The organism is Bradyrhizobium sp. AZCC 1578, from assembly GCF_036924675.1.
Classification (GTDB): domain Bacteria; phylum Pseudomonadota; class Alphaproteobacteria; order Rhizobiales; family Xanthobacteraceae; genus Bradyrhizobium.
The window spans coordinates 4094271-4117588 of the sequence record NZ_JAZHRZ010000001.1; the positions used below are offsets into that span (position 1 = coordinate 4094271).

Sequence of the window (23318 nt, forward strand, 5' to 3'; positions counted from 1 at the left end):
TAAGACTTGGACTTACAGAAGACTTGGACTTACAGAGAGCGCTGGATCGTCTCCACGCGATAACACTCGATCACGTCGCCGACACGCATGTCGCCGTAATTCTCGAACGCCATGCCGCATTCCTGGCCGGACTGCACTTCCTTCACTTCGTCCTTGAAGCGTTTCAGCGTCGAAAGCTTGCCTTCGTGCACGACGACGTTGTCGCGGATCAGGCGAACATTGGCGCCGCGCTCCACGGTGCCGTCGGTGACGCGGCAGCCGGCGACCTTGCCGACCTTGGAAATGTTGAACACTTCCAGGATCTGCGCATTGCCCAGCATGGTTTCGCGCAGCGTCGGCGCGAGCAGGCCGGACATCGCCTTTTTGATGTCGTCGACGAGATCGTAGATGATGTTGTAGTAGCGGATCTCGATGCCGTTGCGCTTGGCGGCCGCGGCAGCTTCCTTGTTGGCGCGCACCGAAAAGCCGATGATCGCGGCATTAAAGCCTTCCGCCAGCGTGACGTCGGATTCGGAGATGCCGCCGACGCCCGCGTGCAGGATGCGCGCGGCGACTTCGTCGGTGCCGAGTTTTTCCAGCGAACCCAAAATGGCTTCGAGCGAGCCCTGCACGTCGGCTTTGACGATCAGCGGGAATTCCTTGCGGCCCGCGGTCTTGAGCTGCGACATCATCTGCTCGAGCGAGCCGCGCATGCCGGAAATCGAGGCGGCGGCGTTCTCGCGCTTCTGGTGGGCGCGATAGCTCGTCACCTGGCGGGCCCGGGCTTCGTTCTCGACAACCGCAAGGCGGTCGCCGGCTTCCGGCGGGCCGTTGAAGCCGAGCACCTCGACCGGCACCGAAGGTCCGGCTTCGTCGATGTTCTCGCCCTGGTCCGAGATCAGCGCGCGGACACGGCCCATTTCGGCGCCGGCCACGATGATGTCGCCAACCTTGAGCGTGCCGCGCTGGACCAGCACGGTCGCAACCGGGCCGCGGCCACGATCGAGCTTGGCTTCGATCACGGTGCCTTCGGCAGGCCGTTCCGAATTGGTCTTGAGGTCGAGAAGCTCAGCCTGCAGCGCGATCATTTCGAGCAGCTTGTCGAGATTGGTCTTGTTCTTGGCGGAGACCTCGACGTCGACGACTTCACCGCCGAACGATTCGACCTGAACCTCGTGCTGCAACAGCTCGGTGCGCACGCGTTCCGGCTTCGCGTCCGGCTTGTCGATCTTGTTGATCGCCACGATCATCGGCACCTTCGCCGCCTTGGCGTGGTTGATCGCCTCCACCGTCTGCGGCATGACGCCGTCATCGGCCGCCACCACCAGGATCACGATGTCGGTGACCTTGGCGCCGCGCGCACGCATCGCGGTGAACGCTGCGTGGCCGGGCGTATCGATGAAGGTGATCTTCTTGCCGCTTTCCGGCGAGCTCACCTGATAGGCGCCGATATGCTGGGTGATGCCGCCGGCTTCGCCCGACACCACGTTGGCGTGGCGCAGCGCGTCGAGCAGCGAGGTCTTGCCGTGGTCGACATGGCCCATCACGGTGACGACCGGCGAGCGCGGCTCGGTATCGGTGGAATCATCGACGACGTCGAACAGGCCCTCTTCCACGTCAGAGGCGGCGACGCGCTTGACGGAGTGGCCCATTTCCTCGGTGATTAGCTGCGCGGTGTCGGCATCGATCACGTCGGTGATCTTGTGCATCGCGCCCTGCTTCATCAGCAGGCGGATGACGTCGACCGCGCGCTCCGACATGCGGTTGGCGAGTTCCTGGATCGTGATCGCTTCTGGGATCGTGACCTCGCGGATCAGCTTTTCCTTTGGCTCATTGGAGGCGTGGCCCTTCAGACGCTGGGTGCGGCGGCGGAACGAGGCGATCGAACGCTCGCGCACGTCGTCATTGAGCGCGGTGACCACCGTCAGGCGGCCGCGCTCCTTTTGCGGGCCGGGCTTGTGGGTGGTCTTGGGAGCGGCTACGGGGCGCATGGCGCCGCCGGGGCCGCGCCGAATCTGACGCGGACCTTCGTCTTCATCGGAACCGTCGGCGGCAACGCCCGGGGCACGCGCGGGCGGCACTGCTGCCGCCGGACGGGCGCCGGCCGGGCGGGCTGCGGCGGGTCGCGCTGCGGCGGGTGCCGGCGTCGCCGCGGGCTTGGCCTCGGTCTCGCCGAATCGCTTCTTGGCCTCGACTTCGGCCTTGCGCTTGGCTTCCTCTTCCAGGCGGTGCCGTTCTTCCTCGGCCTTGCGGCGGGCTTCGGCGGCCTCACGTTCGGCCTGTTCGATGCCTTCACGGCTGGCGCGGCGCTTGGCCTCTTCCTCGGCCAGACGGCGTTCCTCGATTTCGCGCATCTTGGCGTCGGCCAGCGCGCTAGCGCGGGCGGAACGCTCGTCTTCCGTCAATGTTCGCAGCACCACGCCCGAACCGCCGCGCGGCCCGGCACCCGGCGTTGCTGCAGGGCGGGAGAGGGGGGCCTTTGCGGCGGGCGCCGCCTTGGCGGCGGCCGGCTCGGGCGCATGCGTCTCAGTGGTGGGCGCGTCGCCGCCGACGCGGCGCTTGCCACGCTTTTCGACCACGACCTGCTTGGTCCGGCCATGGCTGAAGCTCTGGCGCACGGTGCCCGTCTCGACCCGCGGCTTCAGCGTCAAGGTCCTGGTCGGAACACTCAAAGTCTTGTCGCCAGGCGTTTTGGTATCAACCATTCAGCAGTCCTAATCTCGTTAGCGTTGTGCGGTTTCCGCACCGTCATTGAAGCAGGTCTTCGGAACCAATCTTCGTCAGTCAGAATTTCTGGCCGCCATCCCGGTCTTGTCGTCATCGTCCGTCCGGTATCGAACCAGGATCTGGCAGCGCGACAGGAACGTCTTGCTCGCCGGGCCCGCGAGCAGCGCAGCATGTATCACATTTGACCGGCCCAGTGCCAAATCCAATTGTGCCGAGGTTAAAGCACTAACAATCGGCAAATCCCGCGATTCACCGGTATTTCGGCCCCTTTGCCCGGCGATCGCGTCCAATTTGCGGATTCCGTCGGCCGCGCCGTCGGAAGCGTGGACCAGGACTTCGGCCCTGCCCTGCTCGAGCAGGCCCTCGACCTTGGCAAAGCCGGAAATCACCTGACCGGCCTTGGCCGCCATGGCCAGTGCCTCGGTGCAGCTTCGCTCCAGCAGGGCCTCGGTATCGGCGGGAAGGGTCGCCGCGACCCGGACGTCGCGCTTGAACCCTCTGGTAAATTGGTGACGCCGCACCGCTTCCGCAACCGTCCGGCGCGAGGCCGATACCCAGAGGCCGCGGCCGGGCAGCTTGCGTTTCAAATCGGGGATCACCTCGCCCGAGGGGGCGACAACGAACCGGATCAGCTCGTCGACCGGACGCACCTCGCGACTGACCGCGCACATCCGCATGGTCGCGGACTTGTCGGTCCGCGGCCCATGGTCGAGATCGGGGTCAGCCAAAGCAAGCATGCGTGTTTTATAGCTCCAGTCATCTGCGCACGGTCTGCGCGCAGAAAAGAGTTTCGGTTTTGCGGAACACCCGCATTACGCCGTCTGGTCTTCGGTGGCTTCAGCCGTCTCGGATTGCTTGGCGAGTTCGGCCTCGGTGATCCAGCCGGCAATGACGCGAGCCTGCATGATCATGGCTTCCGCATCTTCGCGCGAGATCTCGTTGGCGTCGAGAATGCCGGGATGCTTGGTCGGCTCGCCGCCTTCCTTGCGCTCGGTCCAGCCGACCAGATCGTCGGTGGCGCAGCCCGCCAGATCCTCGACCGTCTTGATGTCGTTTTCGCCGAACTTCACCAGCATCTTCGAGGTCACGCCGGGGACCTTCTTCATTGCATCTTCCACGCCGAGTTCCTTGCGCTTGTTTTCCAGCTCGGTTTCGAGCTGCTCCAGATATTCTCTCGCCCGGCTCTGCAGCTCGTTGGCGGTTTCCTCGTCGAACCCCTCGATGCCGGCCAATTCCTTGGCATCGACCAGCGCCAGTTCCTCGACCGACGTGAAGCCTTCGGATGCCAGCAACTGACCCACCACTTCGTCGACGTTCAGCGCTTCCATGAAAACGCGGGTCGAGTTCTCGAAATCGGCCTGACGGCGCTCAGATTCTTCCTGCTCGGTGAGGATGTCGATATCCCAGCCGGTCAATTGCGAGGCGAGGCGCACGTTCTGGCCGCGACGGCCGATCGCCAGCGAGAGCTGGTTGTTGGTGTCGGGAACCACGACCTCGATCCGCTCGCGGTCCTCGTCGATCACGACCTTGGCGACTTCGGCGGGCGCCAGCGCGTTGACGACGAAGGTCGCGATGTCGGGCGACCACGGAATGATGTCAATCTTTTCGCCCTGCAGTTCGTTCACCACCGCCTGCACGCGCGAGCCACGCATGCCGACGCAGGCGCCGACCGGATCCACCGAAGAATCCCGGGAAATCACGCCGATTTTCGCGCGCGAGCCGGGATCGCGGGCCACCGCCTTGATCTCGACGATGCCGTCGTAGATTTCCGGCACTTCCTGCGCGAACAGTTTGGCCATGAACTGCGGATGGGTGCGGGAGAGGAAGATCTGCGGTCCGCGGGTTTCGCGGCGGACGTCAAAGATGTAGGCGCGGACGCGGTCGCCGTTGCGGAACACCTCGCGTGGCAGCATTTCGTCGCGGCGGATGATGGCTTCGCCGCGGCCGAGATCGACGATCACGCTGCCATATTCGACGCGCTTGACGACGCCGTTGACGATGTCGCCGATGCGGTCCTTGAATTCCTGGTATTGCCGGTCGCGTTCGGCCTCGCGCACCTTCTGCACGATCACCTGCTTGGCGGATTGCGCGGCGATGCGGCCATATTCAAGCGGCGGCAGGGTATCGGCGATGGTGTCGCCGACCTGGGCGCCCGGATTGGCGCGCTGCGCGTCCGCCAGCGAAATCTGGTTCGCCGAGTTCTCGACGTGATCGACCACCAGCATGTGGCGGGACAGCCGCAGCTCGCCCTTCTTGGCGTCGATCTCGGCGTGAACGTCGGTCTCGCTGCCGTAACGGGCGCGGGCCGCCTTGGCGATGGCGTCTTCCATCGCGGCGATCACGATGCCGCGGTCGATCGACTTTTCGCGGGCAACCGCGTCTGCGATCTGCAGCAACTCGAGTTTGTTGGCACTGACTGCCATGGTCTAGTCTCCTTCGGTAGGATCGATCTCGCCCCTGCGGAGTCTCTCTGCAGCGAGGCGGTGCTTCTTTGTATTCGTCGGCTCCGGCTTCTTGCCAATCTTCGGTTTCTTGCCCTTCGCCGGATCGCTCTTTTTTGCGTGCGGCGGAGGCGGCGGCACCAGCCCGAGATTCTGCTTCAACTCGCGCTCGGCTTGCTTGCCGCGCCGCATCGATTCAGCGACCAACTCGTCGGTCAGTACCAGCCGGGCGTCGGAGATGTCTTCCATCACCAGGAGCACGTCGGCATCTTCGTCCGCGCGTGTGTCATCCCGATGTAGCCGCACGGCATTGCCTTCGACACCTGCCAGCGTACCACGGAAACGCTTGCGGCCCTGATGGGCGACCGCCATTTCGATCTTCACGAGATGACCTGAGTAGCGCTCGAAATCGGAGCGGCGCACCAGCGGGCGGTCGATGCCGGGCGATGAAATCTCCAGACGGTAGGCGCGGTCGATCGGATCGGCGACGTCGAGCACTGGCGACAGCGCCCGCGAGATCGCCTCGCAATCCTCGATCTGCATCGAGCCGTCGGGCCGCTCCGCCATGATCTGGACGGTGCAGCCGGCCTCGCCGGAAATCTTGATCCGAACCAGCCGGTAGCCCATTCCCTGCAAGACCGGCCCGGCAACGGCCGACACCCGCGCCGCCACGCCCGGCTCGACGACGAGACGGGGCTCGGCCAAGAGGTCGGCATCCTCGGGAACAGCAGTTGGATCGGTCATGTCCAGGGTCAAAAGCGTCTTACTTGCATGGGTTTAGGCCGGGCCTAACCGGAGGTCCGGCCGGTTCCCCGAACCGCCCTTGAGGCCCCGTTCTGGGCAAGGCGGGTTCAGGTAATAAAAAAGAGCGGGTCCCGGGGGGCCCACTCTCAATACGCGATCGTATGAGAACCATAAGTTGCCGCGGATATAGCGGTTTTTCCGCAATCCGACAAGGCCCACAATCCCGTTAAGGCCGATTTTGCCAAGCTTTGAGAGCGGGGTAAAGTCTAACCCTTCATTCATGAACGCTGCCTAGATTTCCCGAAAAAACCAGCCAATTTTGGCCGGTTTAGGCGGGTTTATGATTGTTTCACCATCGCTGATCCCTGAACTCGACGACATTGTCAGTCGTGGCGACCCCAAGCGCCGCGCCGATGCCGCGCGTCGTATCAGCGAGCTTTTCCTGCAGGGTGCAGCAAGCTTCCGCCCCGATCACGTCGATTTTTTCGACGGCGTTCTGACCAGCCTCGTTCCGCATGCCGAGATCGAGGCGCGCGCCGAGTTGGCCGAGCGCTTGTCGACGCTGGCGAATGCGCCGAGTGGCCTGGTCGGCCAACTCGCCCATGAGGATGAAATCGCCATTGCAGGCCCGTTGCTGCGCCGCTCGCCGGTCATCGACGAAAGGATGTTGCTCGAAATTGCGTCCATGAAGGGCCAGGGTCATCTGCTGGCGATGGCGGAGCGGCCGACGCTTTCGGCCGATCTCACCGACGTCATGATCGCCCGCGGCGACCGCGCGGTGGTCAGGCGCGCCGCCGGCAATGCGGGCGCGGCCTTTTCATCGGAGGGCTATTCGACGCTGATCAAGCGCGCCGGCCAGGACGGCGTGCTGACGATCAGGCTCGGCCAGCGCGACGACCTGTCACCTACGCAATTGAAGGAGTTGCTCTCCGGCTCCATCGACGTCATCCGTCGCCGCCTGTTCCAGGTCGTCAAGCCCGAGCGGCAGGCCGATATCAGGCAGGCAATGACCGCTATCGCCGGCCCGTCCGAACGCGAGGAGCGACGCGACTTCGTGCCGGCGCAGCGCACGGTGCTGAAACTCCACCGTGAGGGCGCGCTCGGCGAAGGCGCGCTGCTCAACTTTGCCAGGGCCTTCAAATACGAGGAATCCATCGCCGCGCTGTCGGCGATGACCGGCGTCAAGATCGAAACCCTCGACCGCCTGATCAGCGGCGATCGCCACGATCCGATCTTGATCGCCGGCAAAGCCATCGATCTCGAATGGGCGACGGTGCGCGCACTGATCATCCTTCGGCTCGGTCCGAACCGGGCGGCACCGCCTGCCGACATCGAAAGCGCGCGTGTGAACTACGTGCGACTGATGCCTATGACCGCCCAGCGCGTCGTCGAGTTCTGGAAGACGCGGTAACGGTCTCGCCGGCCGCCGGCGTCATTGCGCGTAGCGGCGGACTTCGTTCTAGCGGAGCTGGGCGTACGGTGTAGCATTCATCAGCAGCACACCAAACAGAAGAACCAGATAGAGTATGGAAAACGCAAACAGGCGACGAGCAGGCCGCCGTTGCTTATCGTCGCTGCGATGTACTTGCCATGAAAGAAAAACCATGATCGCCCCAAGGATCGCCGCAGCCGCGCCATAGATCGCTCCGGCGAACCCCAGCGCCCAAGGTAGCAGTGAGATCAGAGCGAGAAAAACGCTGTAGAGAAGAATCTGGCGTTTTGTTTCGGCCTCGCCGGCTACGACCGGCAGCATCGGCACGCCGGCCCTTGTATATTCTCCAGCAAGATTGAGCGACAGTGCCCAGAAGTGGGGTGGCGTCCAAAGGAAGATGATCAGGAACAGGATCAGCGGCTCGATCCCGGCATTTCCTGCGGCAGCAACCCAGCCGATCACCGGAGGAAGTGCGCCAGCAGCACCGCCAATGACAATGTTCTGCGGTGTTCGGCGCTTGAGCCACATCGTGTAGACGACGACATAAAAGAAAATTGTGAAAGCAAGCAGCGCAGCCGCGGCCAAGTTCAGCAAAGTGCCGAGAGCCAGAACGGCGCACACGCCGAGCATCAGTCCAAAAACCAATGCTTCCGAGCGAGATACACGGCCGCTAGGAATGGGACGCATGGCGGTACGCGCCATCACCGCATCGATGTCGGCGTCGTACCACATATTGAGAGCACCTGCAGCGCCGGCTCCGGCAGCTATGCAAAGAAGGGCGACGATACCGGCGAATGGATCGATGTCGCCTGGCGCGACCATGAGACCGACGAGTGCCGTAAACACGACCAGCGACATAACGCGCGGCTTTGTCAGCGCGACATAATCCCCGACGTTGGCATACCTGCCGTGAAGGAGAATTGAACGATTGATTTGCATGAGACTGTTGCCCCCTGTTGCAAGCGGATCGGCGACGCCTTGAAGCACCTCCGCGCGAAGCAAAATAACTATGTCGGTGACGCGAAGAACAGGACCCGGATGAGGTGCGTGTACTCGGATTCGAACACCATGATGGCCACGAACACCAGCACCAGCACCGGCGGCAGCAGGATCGCATAGGCCAGGGCCAGCCGCTCCCAGGCCATGTGCATGAATACGGCGACGATCAGGCCGGCCTTCAGCACCATGAACAGCAGGATCAGCGACCATCTGAGATAGCCGTGCAAGCCGAAATAGTCGACGAGATAGGAGCAGGTGCTGAGAACGAACAACCATCCCCAGACCACGAGATAGAGCTTGATCGGGTGCTGCTGCCCTTCTGCGTGCGCGGCTCCAGCAGCGACTGCGACTGCCTCATGCGTGCGAGTGTGCAGCGAAGGTTGTTGGGTTCCCAAATCTACCGCCACGTTTGTCATGCGCTGACCTCACCAAAGATAGAAAAACGCAAAGATGAACACCCACACAAGATCGACGAAGTGCCAGTACAGGCCCATTATTTCGACGATCTCGTAGTTCCCCTTCCGACTCGTGAAGAATCCGCGTCGTCCGTAATCAAAATCTCCGCGCCAGACCTTTCGCGCGATAGCGATCAGGAAAATCACGCCGAAGGTCACGTGCGTGCCGTGGAAGCCGGTGATCATGAAAAAGCTGGAGCCGAACTGCGCCGCACCCCAGGGGTTCTCCCAAGGCCGCACTCCCTCCATGATCAGCTTGGTCCACTCGAAGGCCTGCATCCCGACGAACGTTGCGCCAAGTGCTGCCGTAACCAGCATCAGGACTGCAGTTTTGACGCGATCGCGGCGGTAGCCGAAATTAACGGCCATCGCCATCGTCCCGCTGCTGCTGATCAGGATGAAGGTCATGATGGCGATCAGGATGAGCGGGATGTGATGCCCCCCAATCTCGAGAGCGAACACCTCACTCGGATTGGGCCACGGCACGGTCGTGGACATTCGCGCCGTCATGTACGAGAGCAGGAAGCAACTGAAGATGAAGGTGTCGCTCAGGAGGAAGATCCACATCATGGCCTTCCCCCAGGACACGTTCTTGAACGCGCGCTGATCCGAGGACCAGTCGGCGGCGACACCCTTCAAGCCGGCAGTCCGCGCAGGCGACTGTCCATGGGTTGTCAGCGCAGTCTCTGCCATCTGGGTCCTCCCTAGCTGAGCAACCGGCGACAGATGTTGACGAAATCGTCCGTCCAGCCCGTCAGCAGGCCAAGCACGACCAGCCATACCAACAGCAGGAAATGCCAGTAGATGACACAGAGCTCCACGCTCAGGCGTAGCTGGGGCATCTCAGCGCCACGCCACACCTTGGCGGTCGTTCTCCCCAGGGCCGCCAGACCGCCCATCAGATGCAGCCCGTGCGCCGCGGTGATCAGGTAGAAGAAGGAATTGGCTGGATTGGAGGCCACGAAATACCCCGCGACGCTTAGCTGTCGCCACGCCAGCAACTGCCCGATCAGGAATATGATGGCGGATGCTCCTCCCGCGCAGATGCCGACGATTACACCATCCATGTTGTTCCGTTGCACGGATACGTATGCCCATTGCATCGTGACACTGCTCAAAACCAGGACGCCGGTGTTGAACCAGAGCAGTGCCGGGACAGGCAGTGCCCGCCAGTCCACCATGTCCATGCGCATGGAGTAGGCGCTGATGAAGAGCGCGAACAACGAGGTGGCGACAGCGAGAAACACTCCCAATCCGAGCTTCGCCGCCGGCACGGTCATCGCTCCCGTGCCCGGGAAGTCATCGATCGAACCTTCTTCCAGCCAGGGCTTGGCTGTCAGCCGTTGCTGTGACAGCCACCATCCCACGATGACCGCAATCACCGCCATGAACAGGACGATGGCGCTCACGGCGTGGCTCCCTGGAGGGCCCGTGTCGCCGGCGGCTGGTTCTGCGGAATGAAATCTTCCTTGGCGCCTGGCACGCTATAGTCATACGCCCAGCGATAGACCACCGGGAGCTCCTTGCCCCAGTTGCCATGTCCAGGCGGCGTCTCCGGCGTCTGCCATTCCAGTGTTGTCGCCCGCCACGGATTGCCGCCGGAAGGCCTGCCCTTGAAATAGCTCCAGACGAGGTTGAACAGGAACACGATCTGGGCGAGGCCCACGATCAGCGCCACCACGCTCATGAAGGCATTCAGCGTGTGCACGGATGGCGTGATGAACGCCGCTTCGCCGATCTCGTGATACCGGCGCGGCACCCCGAGCAGTCCAAGGTAGTGCATGGGAAAGAAGATCAGGTAGGCGCCGAGGAACGTGACCCAGAAATGGAACTTGCCCATCCAGTCATCCAGCATCCGGCCGGTGACCTTGGGGTACCAATGATAGATCGCGCCCAGCACGACCATGATGGGCGCCACCCCCATCACCATGTGGAAATGCGCGACAACGAACATGGTATCCGAAAGCGGGACATCCACGACGACGTTGCCGAGGAAGAGACCGGTGAGCCCGCCGTTCACGAATGTTATGATAAAGCCGAGCGCGAACAGCATCGGCACCGTGAGATGAATGTCGCCGCGCCACAGGGTTAGCACCCAGTTGTAGACCTTGATGGCGGTCGGGATGGCGATGATGAGCGTCGTTGTGGCGAAGAAGAACCCGAAGTGCGGGTGCATGCCGCTCACATACATGTGGTGCGCCCACACGATAAAGCTGAGTGCGCCGATCGCCACAATGGCCCAAACCATCATGCGATAGCCGAAGATGTTCTTTCGCGCATGCGTGCTGATCAGATCGGAAACGATGCCGAAGGCGGGCAGGGCGACGATATAGACTTCGGGATGACCGAAGAACCAGAACAGGTGCTGGAACAGGATCGGGCTGCCGCCGCCATACTTCATCTGCTGCCCCATCTCGACGAGTGCGGGCATGAAGAAGCTGGTTCCGAGGAGGCGGTCGAACAGCATCATGACGGAGGCGACGAACAGCGCCGGGAAGGCCAATAGCGCCATGATGGTAGCCGTGAAGATGCCCCATACTGTCAAGGGCAACCGCATCAGCGTCATGCCGCGGGTGCGCGCCTGCAGCACCGTCACCACGTAATTCAATCCACCCATGGTGAAGCCGATGATGAACAGGATCAGCGAGGACAGCATGAGAATGATGCCCCAATCCTGCCCGGGGGTGCCGGACAGAATCGCCTGCGGCGGGTATAGCGTCCAACCGGCGCCGGTGGGCCCGCCGGGTACGAAGAAAGTCGAAGCCAACACGATGACGGCGAGCAGGTAGACCCAGTAGCTCAGCATGTTCACGTAGGGGAAAACCATGTCCCGGGCGCCGACCATCAGCGGGATCAGGTAGTTGCCGAAGCCTCCCAGGAACAAGGCTGTAAGCAGGTAGATCACCATGATCATGCCGTGCATGGTGATGAACTGGAGATACTGGCTTGCATCGATGAAGGAGAATGTGCCGGGAAATCCCAGTTGCAGGCGCATCAGCCACGACAGCACCAGCGCCACCAGACCGATTGCAGTTGCCGTCAGCGAGTATTGGATCGCGATGACTTTGGCGTCCTGCGAAAAGACGTACTGCGTCCACCAGCTTTTGGGGTGATAGAGTTCGACCTCTGCCACTTCGGCAGGCGGAACGTCGACGGTTGCTTCATATGGAACATCGACCATAGAAATACCTCCTCGGTCGTTTCCGTCGGGGGTGAAGACCCGGTCTCACGCGCCCGATCTATCTTCGCAGCGGCACCTACTTGCCGCCTGATCTGTATGTCGCCTTCGTAACGGCGCTTCGGCCTGACAATTCCGCAAACGTCTTCTGTTGCTCTAGCCAGGCGTGATATTCGCTTTCTTCCTCGACGACGACTTTCGCCCGCATCTGCGCGTGCGCTGCGCCGCACAACTCGGCGCACAGCACGTCGAACGTTCCGGTTCGGATCGGAGTCATCCAGAAATAGGTGACCATGCCGGGCACCATATCCATCTTGGCCCGGAATTCAGGCACATAGAAATCGTGCAGGACGTCGACTGAGCGGAGCAAAACCTTGACCGGCTTTCCAACCGGGAGGTGCATCTCGCCACTTTCGATCACGACGTCGTCCTGCCCGTGCGGGTCGTCGCGATTCAAGCCCATAGGGTTCTCGGCACTCACGTGGCGGACATCGGTCGTGCCCATCCGGCCATCCTTCCCCGGCAGGCGGAAGCTCCATTGCCACTGCTGGCCCATGACCTCGATCTCGGTAGCGTTCGCCGGAACCGTGACGAACTGGTGCCAGACGAACAGGCCAGGCGCCAACATGGCTGCGACGCCGACGGCGGTACCGATGCTGAGCCACCACTCGAGCTTCTTGTTCTCCGGATTGTAGTGCGCCTGTCTTCCTTCCTTGTGATGGAAGCGGAAGACGCAATAGGCCATGAAAGCGATCACCGCGAAGAAAACCGCCCCAGTGATCCAGAAGGTTATGTTGATGGTGTCGTCAATGTAGCGCCAATTGGTGGCGATCGGCGTCCACCACCACGGGCTGTAGATGTGAAACAGCACCGAGCCGACTGCGACCAGAAGCAGGACAATGGCGACAATCATCCCTCATTCCTCCTTGCCACCTAAGGCAATGGAGACAAATCAGAGGGCGGAGCTCGCATCTGTCTTGATGGCCGACTGCGCCATCGCAGTGCGTCTTGCCTCGCCCACTTTGACCGGTCGCGACATCCAAACGTGGCGCCGAGCACACGTTACGACCGATTACCATCAAATCTGGGGCGTCAGGAGTGAGGATGGTACGCGTCGGGGCTGGCGTCAATAGATCACTTCAGCGTCTGCGCGGATGCCGCAAGCCGGCCGAGTGTCAGCCGGCACAATCGTTTGAGATGACGCAACGCACCAAATGACCGTGAACGTGCACTGTTCACCGAACCGTGAGCGCTGTTCGGTTCGCTTAGCGCTAAGCTGTGAGGGAGGTCGCGACAAGTTTCGTCCGGCTAAGCTCCTTTCGATGCATTTGGGTTTGCCGTACTCGGCTCGACCGCGACTCTCGCACATCAGGGCGGAGACGCGCATGTTGCGGCGCGTCGTTTCGACCGCCGCAACTGTGAGCACGGGAGGGTGCGTCCATGGCCACTGTCTATTCCGACAACATCTCAAAAGTTGCACGGCACGTATTCGGCGACGCCGCCACATATCCCGTTCGCAAGATCAAACTATCCGACCTGGGCGAGGCGCTGCGCCTGGGCTGGGAAGACTTCAGTGCGATGCCAAGTCACGCGGTCGTCCTGTGCGTGATTTATCCCGTTCTCGGTATTTTTCTGTTCAGGTTGGTCCTTGGCTATTCGGTATTGCCGCTGCTGTTTCCGCTGGCAGCCGGGTTTGCCTTGATTGGCCCCTTTGCCGCGATTGGTCTCTACGAACTCAGCCGCCGCCGCGAGCGCGGCGAGGAGGTCGGCGCATGGGATGCGCTTTCCGTGCTGCGCGCTCCGGCTTTCGGGGCCATGATCGAGCTCGGCGTGCTCCTGCTCGTTCTGTTCGGGGCCTGGATCGGCGCTGCGAACGCTATCTACGTCTCGATCTTCGGCCACGCTCCGGCTGCGAGCATTCCCGATTTCGCAACGCGCGTGCTGACGACGCCGGAAGGATGGTCGCTCATCATCGTCGGTTGCGGCGTTGGTTTTCTGTTCGCGGTCGTGGCGCTGTGCGTCAGCGTTGTGTCGTTTCCATTGATGCTCGATCGCCATGCGACTGCAATCGACGCCATCCGGACGTCGCTGCGGGCTGTCATGATGAATCCGGTTGCCATGGCCGGGTGGGGGCTGATCGTCGCGGCGCTGCTGGTTGCCGGCTCGCTGCCGGTCTTCGTCGGTCTCGCCGTCGTTCTGCCCGTGCTCGGTCATGCCACCTGGCATCTGTACCGGAAAGTGGTGGAGCCGGATCCCAACCCTCCGCAGCAAGAACCCCGCCTGCGGAAAGGACACCGCTACGCCGCGGATTTCCCGGCCAATCTCTTCCCGTGGAGCCGTGAGCGTTAGCGTGTGGCGGTGAAATAGAACGGGGGATGGCGCCATCGAGTGGCCGTCGCCCTTCGAGGGCCGCGCTTTGCGCGGCCACCCCGGGATGAACGCGATCGCGTTCATCCCGGGGTGACGGAGCACATTGATTGAAGCTTGCTTTATCAGGCTCTAGAAATTGGCCCCCGACACCAACAGAACTCCTCCGAGTGCCATAAGGAGAATGCCCGGCCAATTCGCGCCAAGCCCCAAGAATCGCACGCTGCGCTGTGGCGGCTCCAACGTCTGGCGAACCGGTCCGGCGGAATCCCGGCCGCTAAGCGGTCCCCGCCAAATGGTGGTGCGCGCCATATACAGGAGTCCGCCGATAACGAGGAGCGCGCCAAGTCCCATCAGGAACATTACCGCCTCTCAATTCGTCGCTGCCCCGCACAATATGGCGTGGACTCAAGTATCCGGGCTCCAAAACGTTCCGGCCAGGCGCTGTAATTCAGCAGGTCGCTTTGTCCGACATGGGTGACGTCTGGCCGACCCGCCGAAACCGCAGATACGCCGCCACTCTTCCCTCGCGTTCAGCTTTGCGGCCGTAGCGCGTCATCGTGTAGCGGTCCCAGGGCTTTTGCCAGTCGGCGGCACGCTCGGCGGTCCAGACAAAATCCGGCGAGCGCATCAGATGAGCCAGCGTCCAGGCACAGTAATCGTCAATGTCGCTGACGAAACGAAACTCGCCGCCGTCTTTAAGGATACGCGCCATCGCCTTCACCGTTGCGTCCTGCACGAAGCGCCGCTTCCAGTGCCGCCGCTTCGGCCAGGGATCGGGATGGATCAGGTCGATCCGCGCCAGCGAACGCGGCGGCAGCCAGGCGAGCAGTTCCGCGGCGTCGCCGGCATAGAGCCTGATATTGCCGATGTCGTGTACCTCGATCTGCGTCAGGATCTTGGCCATGCCGTTGACATACGGCTCGCAGCCGATGAATCCGATGTTCGGATAGGCCTGCGCTTCCGCGATCAGATGTTCGCCGCCGCCGAATCCGATCTCGAGCCTGACATCCGTAGCTCGGCCATCGAACAGATCGGTAAGCCGCCCCGGCACAGGCGTCGCAATGTCGAGCGCGAGTTGCGGCAGCAGTTTGTCGATCAGGTCGGCCTGGTGGATGCGGAGCTTGTGGCCCTTGCGGCGGCCGAAGAACGAACCGTGCGCATGTGCCGACGCGCCGTCATCCGGAGGTGCGTCGCGGTCGCCGGTGTCGCGCGGGGCGGTCATCATCGCAGCGTCTGATAGAGACGGTACAACAGCCGCGCCCTCGGCTCGATCGAGGAGATGTACATCTGCTCGTAATGGGTATGCGCGCCCTGGCCGTCGACGCCGAGGCCGTCGAGGGTCGCGGTATGCGGCGCGGTGAAATTGCCGTCGGAGCCGCCGCCGGTCGAGGTGTCGACCAGATCGAAGCCGATCTCCGCCGCAATCGTCCTGGCGTGCTCGTAGAGCGCGGCGCCGGCATTGCTTTTTTCGTATGGCGGTCGATTCAACTCGCCGATCACTCTGACGCTGACGCCCTCGGTGCGCGATTTCAGATTGAGGATTCTTGACGCGAGCTCGTCGGCATCCGACATCGTCGGCACGCGCAAATCGACCTCGGCGTAGGCTTCCTCCGCGATCACGTTCGGCCTGGTGCCGCCGCGGACAACGCCGACATTGACGGTGATACCGCGCGCAAGATCGTTCATCGCCTCGAGCGTCTGGATGACATTGCCGAGTTCGCGGATGGCGCTGCGGCCGTCCTCCGGCCTGGTACCGGCATGCGAGGGCACGCCCCTGATGAAAACCTCGAACCGCCCGACACCCTTGCGTCCGGTGACGATCTTGCCGCCGTCGCGCGCCGGTTCGGTGACCAGCACATATTTCGCCTTGCGTCCCTCGGCCTCGATCAGCGCGCGCGAGGTCGGACTGCCGATCTCTTCATCGGAGACATAGAGCTGCGTGATGCCGAGCGACGGCCGCGCACTGTCGGCGCAGACTTGCCGAAACGCGTGATAGGCGAGATAGGCGCCGCCCTTCATGTCGTAGATGCCCGGGCCGAATGCGCTGTCGCCCTCGATCCGGAATGGCAGCCGCTCGATGAATCCAAGCGGATGCACCGTATCGAGATGGCTCAGCACCAGGATGCCCGGTTCGTCCTGTCCCCATGACGAGCGCGCCACCAGATGATCGCCGCAGCCGAAATGCCCGGCGATCCGCTCTAGCGTCGCGGGCAGGCCGCGATAGCCTTCAGCGACGAGGTCGACGAGCTTATTGACCTGCTCGGGCGCTTCGGTTGGGCTCTCGATCTCAACCCAGCGGCGGATGCCCTCGAGGATCGGCGCGGGGTCGAAGGGATTGTCTGTCGTCATGTCGTATCCGATACGGCGTCATGCCCCGATGCGCAATTGCACATCGTAGGCCCGCGCCAATGCAGCGCGAAATGACGGCATATTCCGGAATACGAAATTCTCAAACCGTGCGGGATGAAAGTCAGCGCGGGTCCGGGCCGTCGCGCGACGCGATCTGCTCGACCAATTCGACGATGGAGCGGCGCATTTTGGAATCGGTGATGCGCGTGAACGCGCGCGTCAGCGCCAGACCCTCTGACGTCGCGAGGAAATCGGACACGTAGGCCGGAGAGGCACCGTCGCCAAACCCGTCCGCATTCGCTATGCCGCTCGGCCCGCCATCGAACAGAAACGATACCGGCACCTGCAAAATCTCGGAAATCTGCTGCAGGCGGCTGGCGCCGACCCGGTTGGTGCCTTTTTCGTACTTCTGGACCTGCTGGAACGTGAGGCCGAGCGCTTCGCCCAGCTTTTCCTGACTCATGCCCAGCATGATGCGGCGCATCCGGACGCGGCTGCCGACATATTTGTCGACCGGATTGGGCGCTTTGGTGGACATCTGCATCACTCCTAGGATTGCGCGCCGGGAATGAGGCAGTGGAAATTCGCAGTGGAAATTCTATGCCTCAGGCGCGCCGGTACCGTCATATCCTGCTCGGAGGATCGGGTAGAATTGCGGACGATCTGAGCAACGGAAGTGACTGGTTGTCGTTTTTAGCTTGCAAGCGCAGAAAGCGAATCGCAGGCTGTCTGTCAACTGGTGGAACCGCGCACGCAGCTTTTTTAGTAAACCAGTGACAACTCGGTCATGTGCAAATCTCAGGCAGCGTGCTTCGCAACGCGGCGTCTGACGACGACCAACAAGGCTGCGGCCACAATCACGGCCGCCGGGATATCTCCAAGGCGAGCATAAACCGTTGGCGACAGCGCGAACGGCAGGCTGGCATCTAGCACGCCTTCGATGCCGAGGCCGAGCTGTGCCACAATTCGCCCCGAGGGATCGATCACCGCCGAGATGCCGGTGTTGGCGGCGCGCACCATCGGCAGACCTTCCTCGATCGCACGCAGCCGCGCCTGCTGCAGGTGCTGGTAGGGGCCTGTTGAATTTCCAAACCAGCCGTCATTGGTCAGGTTGACGATCCAGCCGGGGCGGTCGTCACGCGCTGCAAGATTTCCGGGAAAAATCGCCTCATAACAGATCAGCGGTAGCGCGCGCGGCGCATTCGGTATCTCCATCGCGCGGAGCCGCGTGCCCGGAATGAAGCCGCCGTGGACTTTTGTAAGCTGCACGAACCCGAGCTTTTCCATCCATTCCTGAAACGGCAGATACTCGCCGAACGGCACCAGATGCAGCTTGTCGTAGACCGACAGCACGCTGCCGTCATGGTCGATCACATAGATCGAATTGTAGGCGCGCGAGACACGCACGCCGGGCGGGGTGTCCGGAGCGCGCACCGAGCCGGTCATCAGCACCGTGCCCTTGGGCAGAAGCTCGGCGATCTGTGCCATCGCATCGGCTTCGCGCGTCAGGAAAAATGGGAAAGCCGATTCCGGCCAAATCAGGATTTGCACGTCGCGCACGCCGGTGGACTGCGGGCCTGAAGCGCGGTCGGACAGAGCAAGGTATTTCTGCATCACCTCCGCTTTGGCGCCATAGTTGAATTTGACGTCCTGCTGCAGGTTCGGCTGCATGATACGTAGCTTGACCTTGGTCAGGGCCGTCGGCTGCAGCGACAGCCGCACAGCGCCGTAAATTCCCATCGCCACGAGCAGCAAGAGTGCCGCCACCGGCGCGATCCAGGGCTTGCGGCCGCGCGATGAACCGTCGATCAGCGCCGCCGGGCTGGCAAAGATCGCAACGCTGAGGAAGGTCATGCCCCACAGCCCGATCAGCGACGCCGCCTGCGCCAGCGCCAAGGGCTCCGACAGCGCGTAGCCGAAGGCATTCCAGGGAAATCCCGATAGCACATAGCCGCGCAGCCATTCGCTGACCGTGAGCCCGATCGCGAGCGCCAGAACCCGCGACGCATCCCGCGTCCAGATCAGCCGCGCCAGTGCGAAGCCGAGCGCCGGAAACAAGGCGAGATAGGCCGGTAGGCCGAGCACCGCGAACGGCATCAGCCAGGCAAAGGTCGGCGCGTCGACCAGGAAAGCGTTGCCGATCCAGTAGAGCCCGGGCACGAAATAGCCGAGCCCGAACCAGAAGCCCGCCATCGCCGCCGCCGGCAACCCCCGCCATTTTCCCGCCGCCGCGCCGTCGATCAGCCAGACCACGACCGGAAACGTCACAAACAGCACCGGCCAGGCGTTGAACGGCGCCATCGAAAGAGCCGACATTGCGCCGGCGACGAGCGCAATCGCTGCGCGCTTCCAGCCCCAGGCCAGGATGATCGAAAGTCCCGCGGCGCGGAATTTGCTGGTTGGGATCACTGCGAGCCGGCTCCATCGCCGGAAGCCGGCGGCGTATTGTCATTGGTCGGCGGCGTGCTGGTGTCGGGCGTGGCCTCGCGGCGGCTTCGCTCGCGCGTCGCGCGCGGCGCGGGGCGTTCTTTCCGGATCCCGATCCGCAGCCGCTTGACCCGCCGCGGATCGGCATCGAGCACCTCGATCTCGAAATTGCCCGGACCGGCAATGACCTCACCGCGCACGGGCAGCCGGCCGACCTGGGACACCAGATAGCCACCGAGGGTGGCGACTTCCTCGCTCCCCTCGCCGGTCACGAACTCCTCGCCGATCATCTTGCGTGCATCCTCGAGGCTGGCGCGGGCATCCGCGATGAAGGCGTTATCTCCCTGGCGGACGATCGATGGCGGCTCGTCGCTGTCGTGCTCGTCGTCGATTTCGCCGACGATCTGCTCGACGATGTCCTCGATCGAGACCAGCCCGTCGGTGCCGCCATATTCGTCCACCACCAGCGCCAGGTGGATGCGCGAGGCCTGCATCTGCGCCAGCAGATCGATCGCCCGCATCGACGGCGGCACGTACAGGAGCTTGCGGATGATGTTGGTCTCGGCCAGAGGCATCGCGAGGTCGACCGCGCGCAGGTCGAGCCCCGCCGGGAACGGCTTCTTGCGCTTGGGCTTGGTGGTATCGCCGACGCGCGCCTTCGCGGTCATGAACGCCAGCAGGTCACGGATGTGAACGATGCCTTCGGGGTCGTCGAGGGTTTCGTTGTAGACCACGAGCCGCGAATGCGCCGCGCTCTCGAACAGGCTCATTAATTCGCCGAGCGGAATATCTCGCTTGACGGCGACGATGTCGGCGCGATGCACCATCACGTCAACGATCCGCCGCTCGTTGAGGCCGAGGATGTTGCGCAGCATGGTGCGCTCGATGGCGGAAAAGCCGGCATCGTCAGGGGTGGACGTATCGAGCACGACCTGAAGATCGGCGCGCACCGATCCCGCCCTCCAGCCGAATAGTGTGCGGATCGCCCGTATCAGCCAGCTCTCGGCGGCCGGACGCAGCACCTCGCCTTCCTGCACCACCACCGGCAAGTTGCGCGTGTTGCGCGGGTTGTCCTGTATCGGGTCGGAGTCCGGCATTTCAGTCCATCCGCCCCCGGTCCGCATACGGATCGGGAATGCCGAGCTGCGCGAGTATCTCCCGTTCGAGATCCTCCATGGCCTCGGCGTCGTCGTCCTTTTCGTGGTCGTGCCCGATCAAATGCAGGAACCCGTGAACCGCAAGATGGCTGAGGTGATGATCGAACGGCTTTTCTTCCTCATCGGCCTCTTTCCGGGTGGTCTCATAGGCGATGGCGATATCGCCGAGCATACGCGGCGCGTCCGCAGGCGCGCCCGCGGCCGGCTGCAGCGCCGGAAACGACAGCACGTTGGTGGGCTTGTCGATGCCGCGCCAGTTGCTGTTCAGCGTGCGGATTCCAGCATCGTCGGTCAGCATGACCGCAAGTTCCGTGTCGCCGACGTCAGCATCGGCGATTTCGGCCGCCGCATTGATGGCGCGATGGATCACCGCCTCGGCCTCCGGCTCGGTCTGCCAGCAATCGGCGACGACGAGAACTTCGGTGAGGGGAAGGACGGACGACACGAGCGTTCCAGCGGTTTGCATTGCAATGTTGGGGTTGCGGCCCCGGCCCGCCGGCGGCAGGTCCGGGCGCGAAGAGTTTGCGGTCAAGATCTTCCGGTTGCCGGTTTCTGCGGCAATCCCTCATAGGCGGCGACGATCCGCGCCACCAGTTCATGGCGGATGACGTCTTCCGCGGTGAATTTCACCTGCGCAATGCCTTCGACGTTGTCGAGCAGCTTGCAGGCCTCGGCAAGCCCCGAAGCTTGTCCGTTCGGCAGGTCGACCTGCGATGGATCGCCGGTGACGATCATCCGGCTGTTCTCGCCGAGCCGGGTCAAGAACATCTTCATCTGCATCGACGTGGTGTTCTGCGCTTCGTCGAGGATGATCACGGCATTGGTCAGGGTGCGGCCGCGCATGAAGGCCAGCGGCGCGATCTCGATTTCTCCGCCCTGCAATGCACGTTCCACCACCCGCGCGTCCATCAGGTCGTACAGCGCGTCGTAGATCGGCCTCAAGTAAGGATCGACTTTTTCGCGCAAGTCGCCCGGCAGGAAGCCGAGCCGCTCGCCGGCCTCGACCGCAGGCCGCGACAGGATGATGCGATCGACTTCCTTGCGTTCGAACAATTGCGCGGCATGCGCCACCGCAAGCCAGGTCTTGCCGGTGCCGGCCGGGCCGATGCCGAACACCAGCTCGTGGCGTTTCAGCGCGCGGATGTAGGAATCCTGCGCCGCGGTGCGGGCGCGCACCGGACGCTTGCGCAGGTTGATGGTCTCGAACGAGGGTTTTGCGGTCTTGGCGTCGAACTCGAACAGCGAGCCCTGCGCGAGGACGGCGCGGATCGCGCCTTCGACTTCGCCCTGCGAGAGGTCGTGGCCTTGCACGGCCTGTGAATAGAGCGTCTCCAGCACGCGCCGCGCGGCGTCGCAGCCGTCACGCGAGCCGGCGATGGTGATGTGGTTGCCGCGGGAATCGACCACAACGCCGAGCCGCCGTTCGACCAGCGCCAGGTTCTGGCCGTAAGGGCCGACGAGGGCGGAAGCGGCGCGGTTGTCGTCGAAATCGATGACGACTTGGGTCTCGGGCGGAATTTGCATGTCGCGATCAAATTTGCGGCTGGGAGCGAGCGAAGATGAATCCGATGCGCTTTTTGGCAAGGGTTCAGGCTCCCCGAGTTTCTTGAGAAGATCTGGTCATGTATGAAAGCACTGAGGATCCGGCCCGCGTTGAGTGGCCAGCGAGTTCGCCGAGCAGGCTGTAACGCTCCAGGCTCTCGATCCTGACCGGCAGCACCTGTCCGATGATGTCGGGCGAGGCAAACACATGCGCGGGCTGAAGATAGGCGGTGCGGCCGACGATCTGGCCGGGATTGCGGGCCGCGCGTTCGAACAGCACATCGACGGTATTGCCAATCATGGCCGTGTTGAAGGCCGATTGCTGACTGTCGATCAATTCCTGGAGCCGCACCAATCGCTCGTCCATTTCAGCCGCTGACACCGTCTCCCGCATGTCCGCCGCCGGCGTGCCGGGCCGCGGCGAATACTTAAACGAATAAGCCGCAGCGTACCCGATTTGCGTGACAAGCGCGAGGGTCGCGGCAAATTCTCCCTCGGTTTCGCCCGGAAAACCGACGATAAAATCCGATGAAAATGCAATATCTTGGCGCGCCGAGCGAAAACGGTCGATGACGCGGCGGTAGTCATCGGCGGTATGCCTGCGGTTCATGGCGGCAAGAACGCGGTCGGAGCCGGACTGCACCGGAAGATGGACGAACGGCATAAGGCCCGCGAGATCGCGATGCGCTGCAATGAGCGAATCGTCGACGTCGCGGGGGTGGCTGGTCGAATAGCGCAGTCGCACGATGCCCTCGATTTCCGCCAGGCGATGCAACAGTCTGCCAAGCGGCCAGGTCCGTCCATCGGGGCCGTCGCCATGATAGGCGTTGACGTTCTGCCCGATCAGGGTGATCTCGCGCACCCCGTTGTCGGCCAGCCGCTTCACGTCATCGACGATTTTTGCGACCGGGCGCGAGACTTCCGCGCCGCGCGTATAGGGCACCACGCAGAAGGTGCAGAACTTGTCGCAACCTTCCTGCACGGTGACGAAAGCGGAGATGCCGCGCGCGCGGATCGCATCCGGCTTGGGGGCGGGGAGAAAACCGAACTTGTCTTCGACTGGAAATTCGGTTTCCAGCGCGCGACCTTCGCTCTTCGCGCGCGCCAATAGCTGCGGCAAATGGTGATAGCTTTGCGGCCCGACCACGACGTCAACCGTCGGCGCGCGGCGGATGATCTCTTCGCCCTCGGCTTGCGCGACGCAGCCGGCAACCGCAATGCGCATCTCGCGCCCGTTGCGTGCCGCCTCGTCCTTGGCGACGCGCAGCCGGCCGAGTTCGGAGTAGACCTTTTCGGACGCCTTTTCCCTGATATGGCAGGTGTTGAGGATCACCAGATCCGCATCGTCAGCGCTTTCAGTCTCGACAAAGCCCTCGCCCGCCAGCGTATCCGCCATGCGCTGTGCATCGTAGACGTTCATCTGGCAGCCATAGGACTTGATGTGCAGCTTGCGCGGCGGCTTCATGGGACCTTGGATATCGGGCTTGAGTGGCGCCAATCCGGCGCGCGGGGCTTACT

Annotated in this window: 20 protein-coding genes; 2 read left to right on the forward strand and 18 right to left on the reverse strand. The window is 62.9% G+C overall.

Annotated elements, in window-relative coordinates:
- Positions 1 to 29 precede the first annotated feature (29 nt).
- The 4 genes from infB to rimP form a co-directional block, all read right to left on the reverse strand.
- A complete protein-coding gene (gene infB / locus V1290_RS19530) occupies positions 30 to 2684 on the reverse strand; it encodes a translation initiation factor IF-2 (protein ID WP_334365914.1) in 2655 nt (884 codons plus the stop codon).
- A 75-nt stretch (positions 2685 to 2759) separates the two neighbouring features.
- Positions 2760 to 3443, reverse strand: coding sequence for an RNA-binding protein (locus V1290_RS19535; RefSeq protein ID WP_334365915.1), 684 nt, complete (start codon positions 3441 to 3443; stop codon positions 2760 to 2762).
- Between the two features lie 75 nt (positions 3444 to 3518).
- Positions 3519 to 5129 (reverse strand): transcription termination factor NusA, encoded by a 1611-nt coding sequence (gene nusA, locus V1290_RS19540; protein ID WP_057844732.1) that lies wholly within the window; start codon positions 5127 to 5129, stop codon positions 3519 to 3521.
- 3 nt (positions 5130 to 5132) lie between these two features.
- Entirely contained in the window at positions 5133 to 5891 is a 759-nt protein-coding gene (rimP, locus tag V1290_RS19545; protein ID WP_334365916.1) for a ribosome maturation factor RimP, read from the reverse strand.
- Between the two features lie 340 nt (positions 5892 to 6231).
- Between rimP and V1290_RS19550 the strand changes: the two genes are divergently transcribed.
- Entirely contained in the window at positions 6232 to 7302 is a 1071-nt protein-coding gene (locus tag V1290_RS19550) for a DUF2336 domain-containing protein (protein ID WP_334365917.1), read from the forward strand.
- A gap of 48 nt (positions 7303 to 7350) precedes the next feature.
- Here the strand turns inward: V1290_RS19550 and V1290_RS19555 are convergent, their stop codons facing one another.
- The 6 genes from V1290_RS19555 to V1290_RS19580 all read right to left on the reverse strand — a co-directional run bounded on the left by V1290_RS19555 (position 7351) and on the right by V1290_RS19580 (position 12868).
- Positions 7351 to 8262, reverse strand: coding sequence for a heme o synthase (locus V1290_RS19555; protein WP_334365918.1), 912 nt, complete (start codon positions 8260 to 8262; stop codon positions 7351 to 7353).
- Positions 8263 to 8330: 68 nt separating this feature from the next.
- Complete coding sequence (locus V1290_RS19560; protein ID WP_334365919.1) at positions 8331 to 8738, reverse strand: cytochrome C oxidase subunit IV family protein; 408 nt, start codon at positions 8736 to 8738, stop codon at positions 8331 to 8333.
- 9 nt (positions 8739 to 8747) lie between these two features.
- Positions 8748 to 9470, reverse strand: coding sequence for a heme-copper oxidase subunit III family protein (locus V1290_RS19565; RefSeq protein WP_334365920.1), 723 nt, complete (start codon positions 9468 to 9470; stop codon positions 8748 to 8750).
- 11 nt (positions 9471 to 9481) lie between these two features.
- Entirely contained in the window at positions 9482 to 10186 is a 705-nt protein-coding gene (locus tag V1290_RS19570; RefSeq protein ID WP_334365921.1) for a cytochrome c oxidase subunit 3, read from the reverse strand.
- The gene (locus tag V1290_RS19575) at positions 10183 to 11958 is read right to left on the reverse strand and encodes a cbb3-type cytochrome c oxidase subunit I (RefSeq protein ID WP_334365922.1); all 1776 of its coding nucleotides are present in this window, start codon (positions 11956 to 11958) and stop codon (positions 10183 to 10185) included. Before V1290_RS19575 ends, V1290_RS19570 begins: the two co-directional genes overlap by 4 nt.
- Positions 11959 to 12034: 76 nt before the next feature.
- Positions 12035 to 12868 (reverse strand): cytochrome c oxidase subunit II, encoded by an 834-nt coding sequence (locus V1290_RS19580; RefSeq protein ID WP_334365923.1) that lies wholly within the window; start codon positions 12866 to 12868, stop codon positions 12035 to 12037.
- Between the two features lie 527 nt (positions 12869 to 13395).
- Between V1290_RS19580 and V1290_RS19585 the strand changes: the two genes are divergently transcribed.
- Entirely contained in the window at positions 13396 to 14304 is a 909-nt protein-coding gene (locus V1290_RS19585) for a DUF2189 domain-containing protein (protein ID WP_334365924.1), read from the forward strand.
- A gap of 469 nt (positions 14305 to 14773) precedes the next feature.
- On the opposite strand, the gene trmB is transcribed toward V1290_RS19585, so the two are convergent.
- The 8 genes from trmB to miaB all read right to left on the reverse strand — a co-directional run bounded on the left by trmB (position 14774) and on the right by miaB (position 23265).
- Positions 14774 to 15547, reverse strand: coding sequence for a tRNA (guanosine(46)-N7)-methyltransferase TrmB (trmB, locus tag V1290_RS19590; RefSeq protein WP_442895067.1), 774 nt, complete (start codon positions 15545 to 15547; stop codon positions 14774 to 14776).
- Entirely contained in the window at positions 15547 to 16674 is a 1128-nt protein-coding gene (locus V1290_RS19595; RefSeq protein WP_334365926.1) for a M20 family metallopeptidase, read from the reverse strand. The genes trmB and V1290_RS19595 overlap by 1 nt, the downstream gene beginning before the upstream one ends.
- Positions 16675 to 16795: 121 nt before the next feature.
- Positions 16796 to 17212: a helix-turn-helix domain-containing protein gene (locus V1290_RS19600; RefSeq protein WP_334365927.1), complete on the reverse strand. Its 417-nt coding sequence runs from the start codon at positions 17210 to 17212 to the stop codon at positions 16796 to 16798.
- Between the two features lie 260 nt (positions 17213 to 17472).
- On the reverse strand, positions 17473 to 19083 hold the full coding sequence (lnt, locus tag V1290_RS19605; RefSeq protein WP_334365928.1) for an apolipoprotein N-acyltransferase: 1611 nt from the start codon (positions 19081 to 19083) through the stop codon (positions 17473 to 17475).
- Positions 19080 to 20198: a hemolysin family protein gene (locus V1290_RS19610; protein ID WP_334365929.1), complete on the reverse strand. Its 1119-nt coding sequence runs from the start codon at positions 20196 to 20198 to the stop codon at positions 19080 to 19082. The genes lnt and V1290_RS19610 overlap by 4 nt, the downstream gene beginning before the upstream one ends.
- 1 nt (position 20199) lies before the next feature.
- Complete coding sequence (ybeY, locus tag V1290_RS19615) at positions 20200 to 20724, reverse strand: rRNA maturation RNase YbeY (RefSeq protein ID WP_334369097.1); 525 nt, start codon at positions 20722 to 20724, stop codon at positions 20200 to 20202.
- Positions 20725 to 20786: 62 nt separating this feature from the next.
- A complete protein-coding gene (locus V1290_RS19620; RefSeq protein ID WP_334365930.1) occupies positions 20787 to 21842 on the reverse strand; it encodes a PhoH family protein in 1056 nt (351 codons plus the stop codon).
- A 4-nt stretch (positions 21843 to 21846) separates the two neighbouring features.
- Entirely contained in the window at positions 21847 to 23265 is a 1419-nt protein-coding gene (gene miaB, locus V1290_RS19625; protein ID WP_334365931.1) for a tRNA (N6-isopentenyl adenosine(37)-C2)-methylthiotransferase MiaB, read from the reverse strand.
- Between the last annotated feature and the right edge of the window lie 53 nt (positions 23266 to 23318).

What these genes read in the sequence shown, in the direction of transcription:
- V1290_RS19565 (WP_334365920.1), bottom strand. Translation starts at nt 9,470, where the DNA reads ATGGCAGAGACTGCGCTGACAACCCATGGACAGTCGCCTGCGCGGACT.
- V1290_RS19560 (WP_334365919.1), bottom strand. Translation starts at nt 8,738, where the DNA reads ATGACAAACGTGGCGGTAGATTTGGGAACCCAACAACCTTCGCTGCAC.
- ybeY (WP_334369097.1), bottom strand. Translation starts at nt 20,724, where the DNA reads ATGCAAACCGCTGGAACGCTCGTGTCGTCCGTCCTTCCCCTCACCGAA.
- trmB (WP_442895067.1), bottom strand. Translation starts at nt 15,547, where the DNA reads ATGACCGCCCCGCGCGACACCGGCGACCGCGACGCACCTCCGGATGAC.
- V1290_RS19585 (WP_334365924.1), top strand. Translation starts at nt 13,396, where the DNA reads ATGGCCACTGTCTATTCCGACAACATCTCAAAAGTTGCACGGCACGTA.
- miaB (WP_334365931.1), bottom strand. Translation starts at nt 23,265, where the DNA reads ATGAAGCCGCCGCGCAAGCTGCACATCAAGTCCTATGGCTGCCAGATG.
- V1290_RS19595 (WP_334365926.1), bottom strand. Translation starts at nt 16,674, where the DNA reads ATGACGACAGACAATCCCTTCGACCCCGCGCCGATCCTCGAGGGCATC.
- rimP (WP_334365916.1), bottom strand. Translation starts at nt 5,891, where the DNA reads ATGACCGATCCAACTGCTGTTCCCGAGGATGCCGACCTCTTGGCCGAG.
- V1290_RS19550 (WP_334365917.1), top strand. Translation starts at nt 6,232, where the DNA reads ATGATTGTTTCACCATCGCTGATCCCTGAACTCGACGACATTGTCAGT.
- V1290_RS19535 (WP_334365915.1), bottom strand. Translation starts at nt 3,443, where the DNA reads ATGCTTGCTTTGGCTGACCCCGATCTCGACCATGGGCCGCGGACCGAC.
- V1290_RS19555 (WP_334365918.1), bottom strand. Translation starts at nt 8,262, where the DNA reads ATGCAAATCAATCGTTCAATTCTCCTTCACGGCAGGTATGCCAACGTC.
- V1290_RS19610 (WP_334365929.1), bottom strand. Translation starts at nt 20,198, where the DNA reads ATGCCGGACTCCGACCCGATACAGGACAACCCGCGCAACACGCGCAAC.
- infB (WP_334365914.1), bottom strand. Translation starts at nt 2,684, where the DNA reads ATGGTTGATACCAAAACGCCTGGCGACAAGACTTTGAGTGTTCCGACC.
- V1290_RS19580 (WP_334365923.1), bottom strand. Translation starts at nt 12,868, where the DNA reads ATGATTGTCGCCATTGTCCTGCTTCTGGTCGCAGTCGGCTCGGTGCTG.
- nusA (WP_057844732.1), bottom strand. Translation starts at nt 5,129, where the DNA reads ATGGCAGTCAGTGCCAACAAACTCGAGTTGCTGCAGATCGCAGACGCG.
- V1290_RS19575 (WP_334365922.1), bottom strand. Translation starts at nt 11,958, where the DNA reads ATGGTCGATGTTCCATATGAAGCAACCGTCGACGTTCCGCCTGCCGAA.
- V1290_RS19600 (WP_334365927.1), bottom strand. Translation starts at nt 17,212, where the DNA reads ATGTCCACCAAAGCGCCCAATCCGGTCGACAAATATGTCGGCAGCCGC.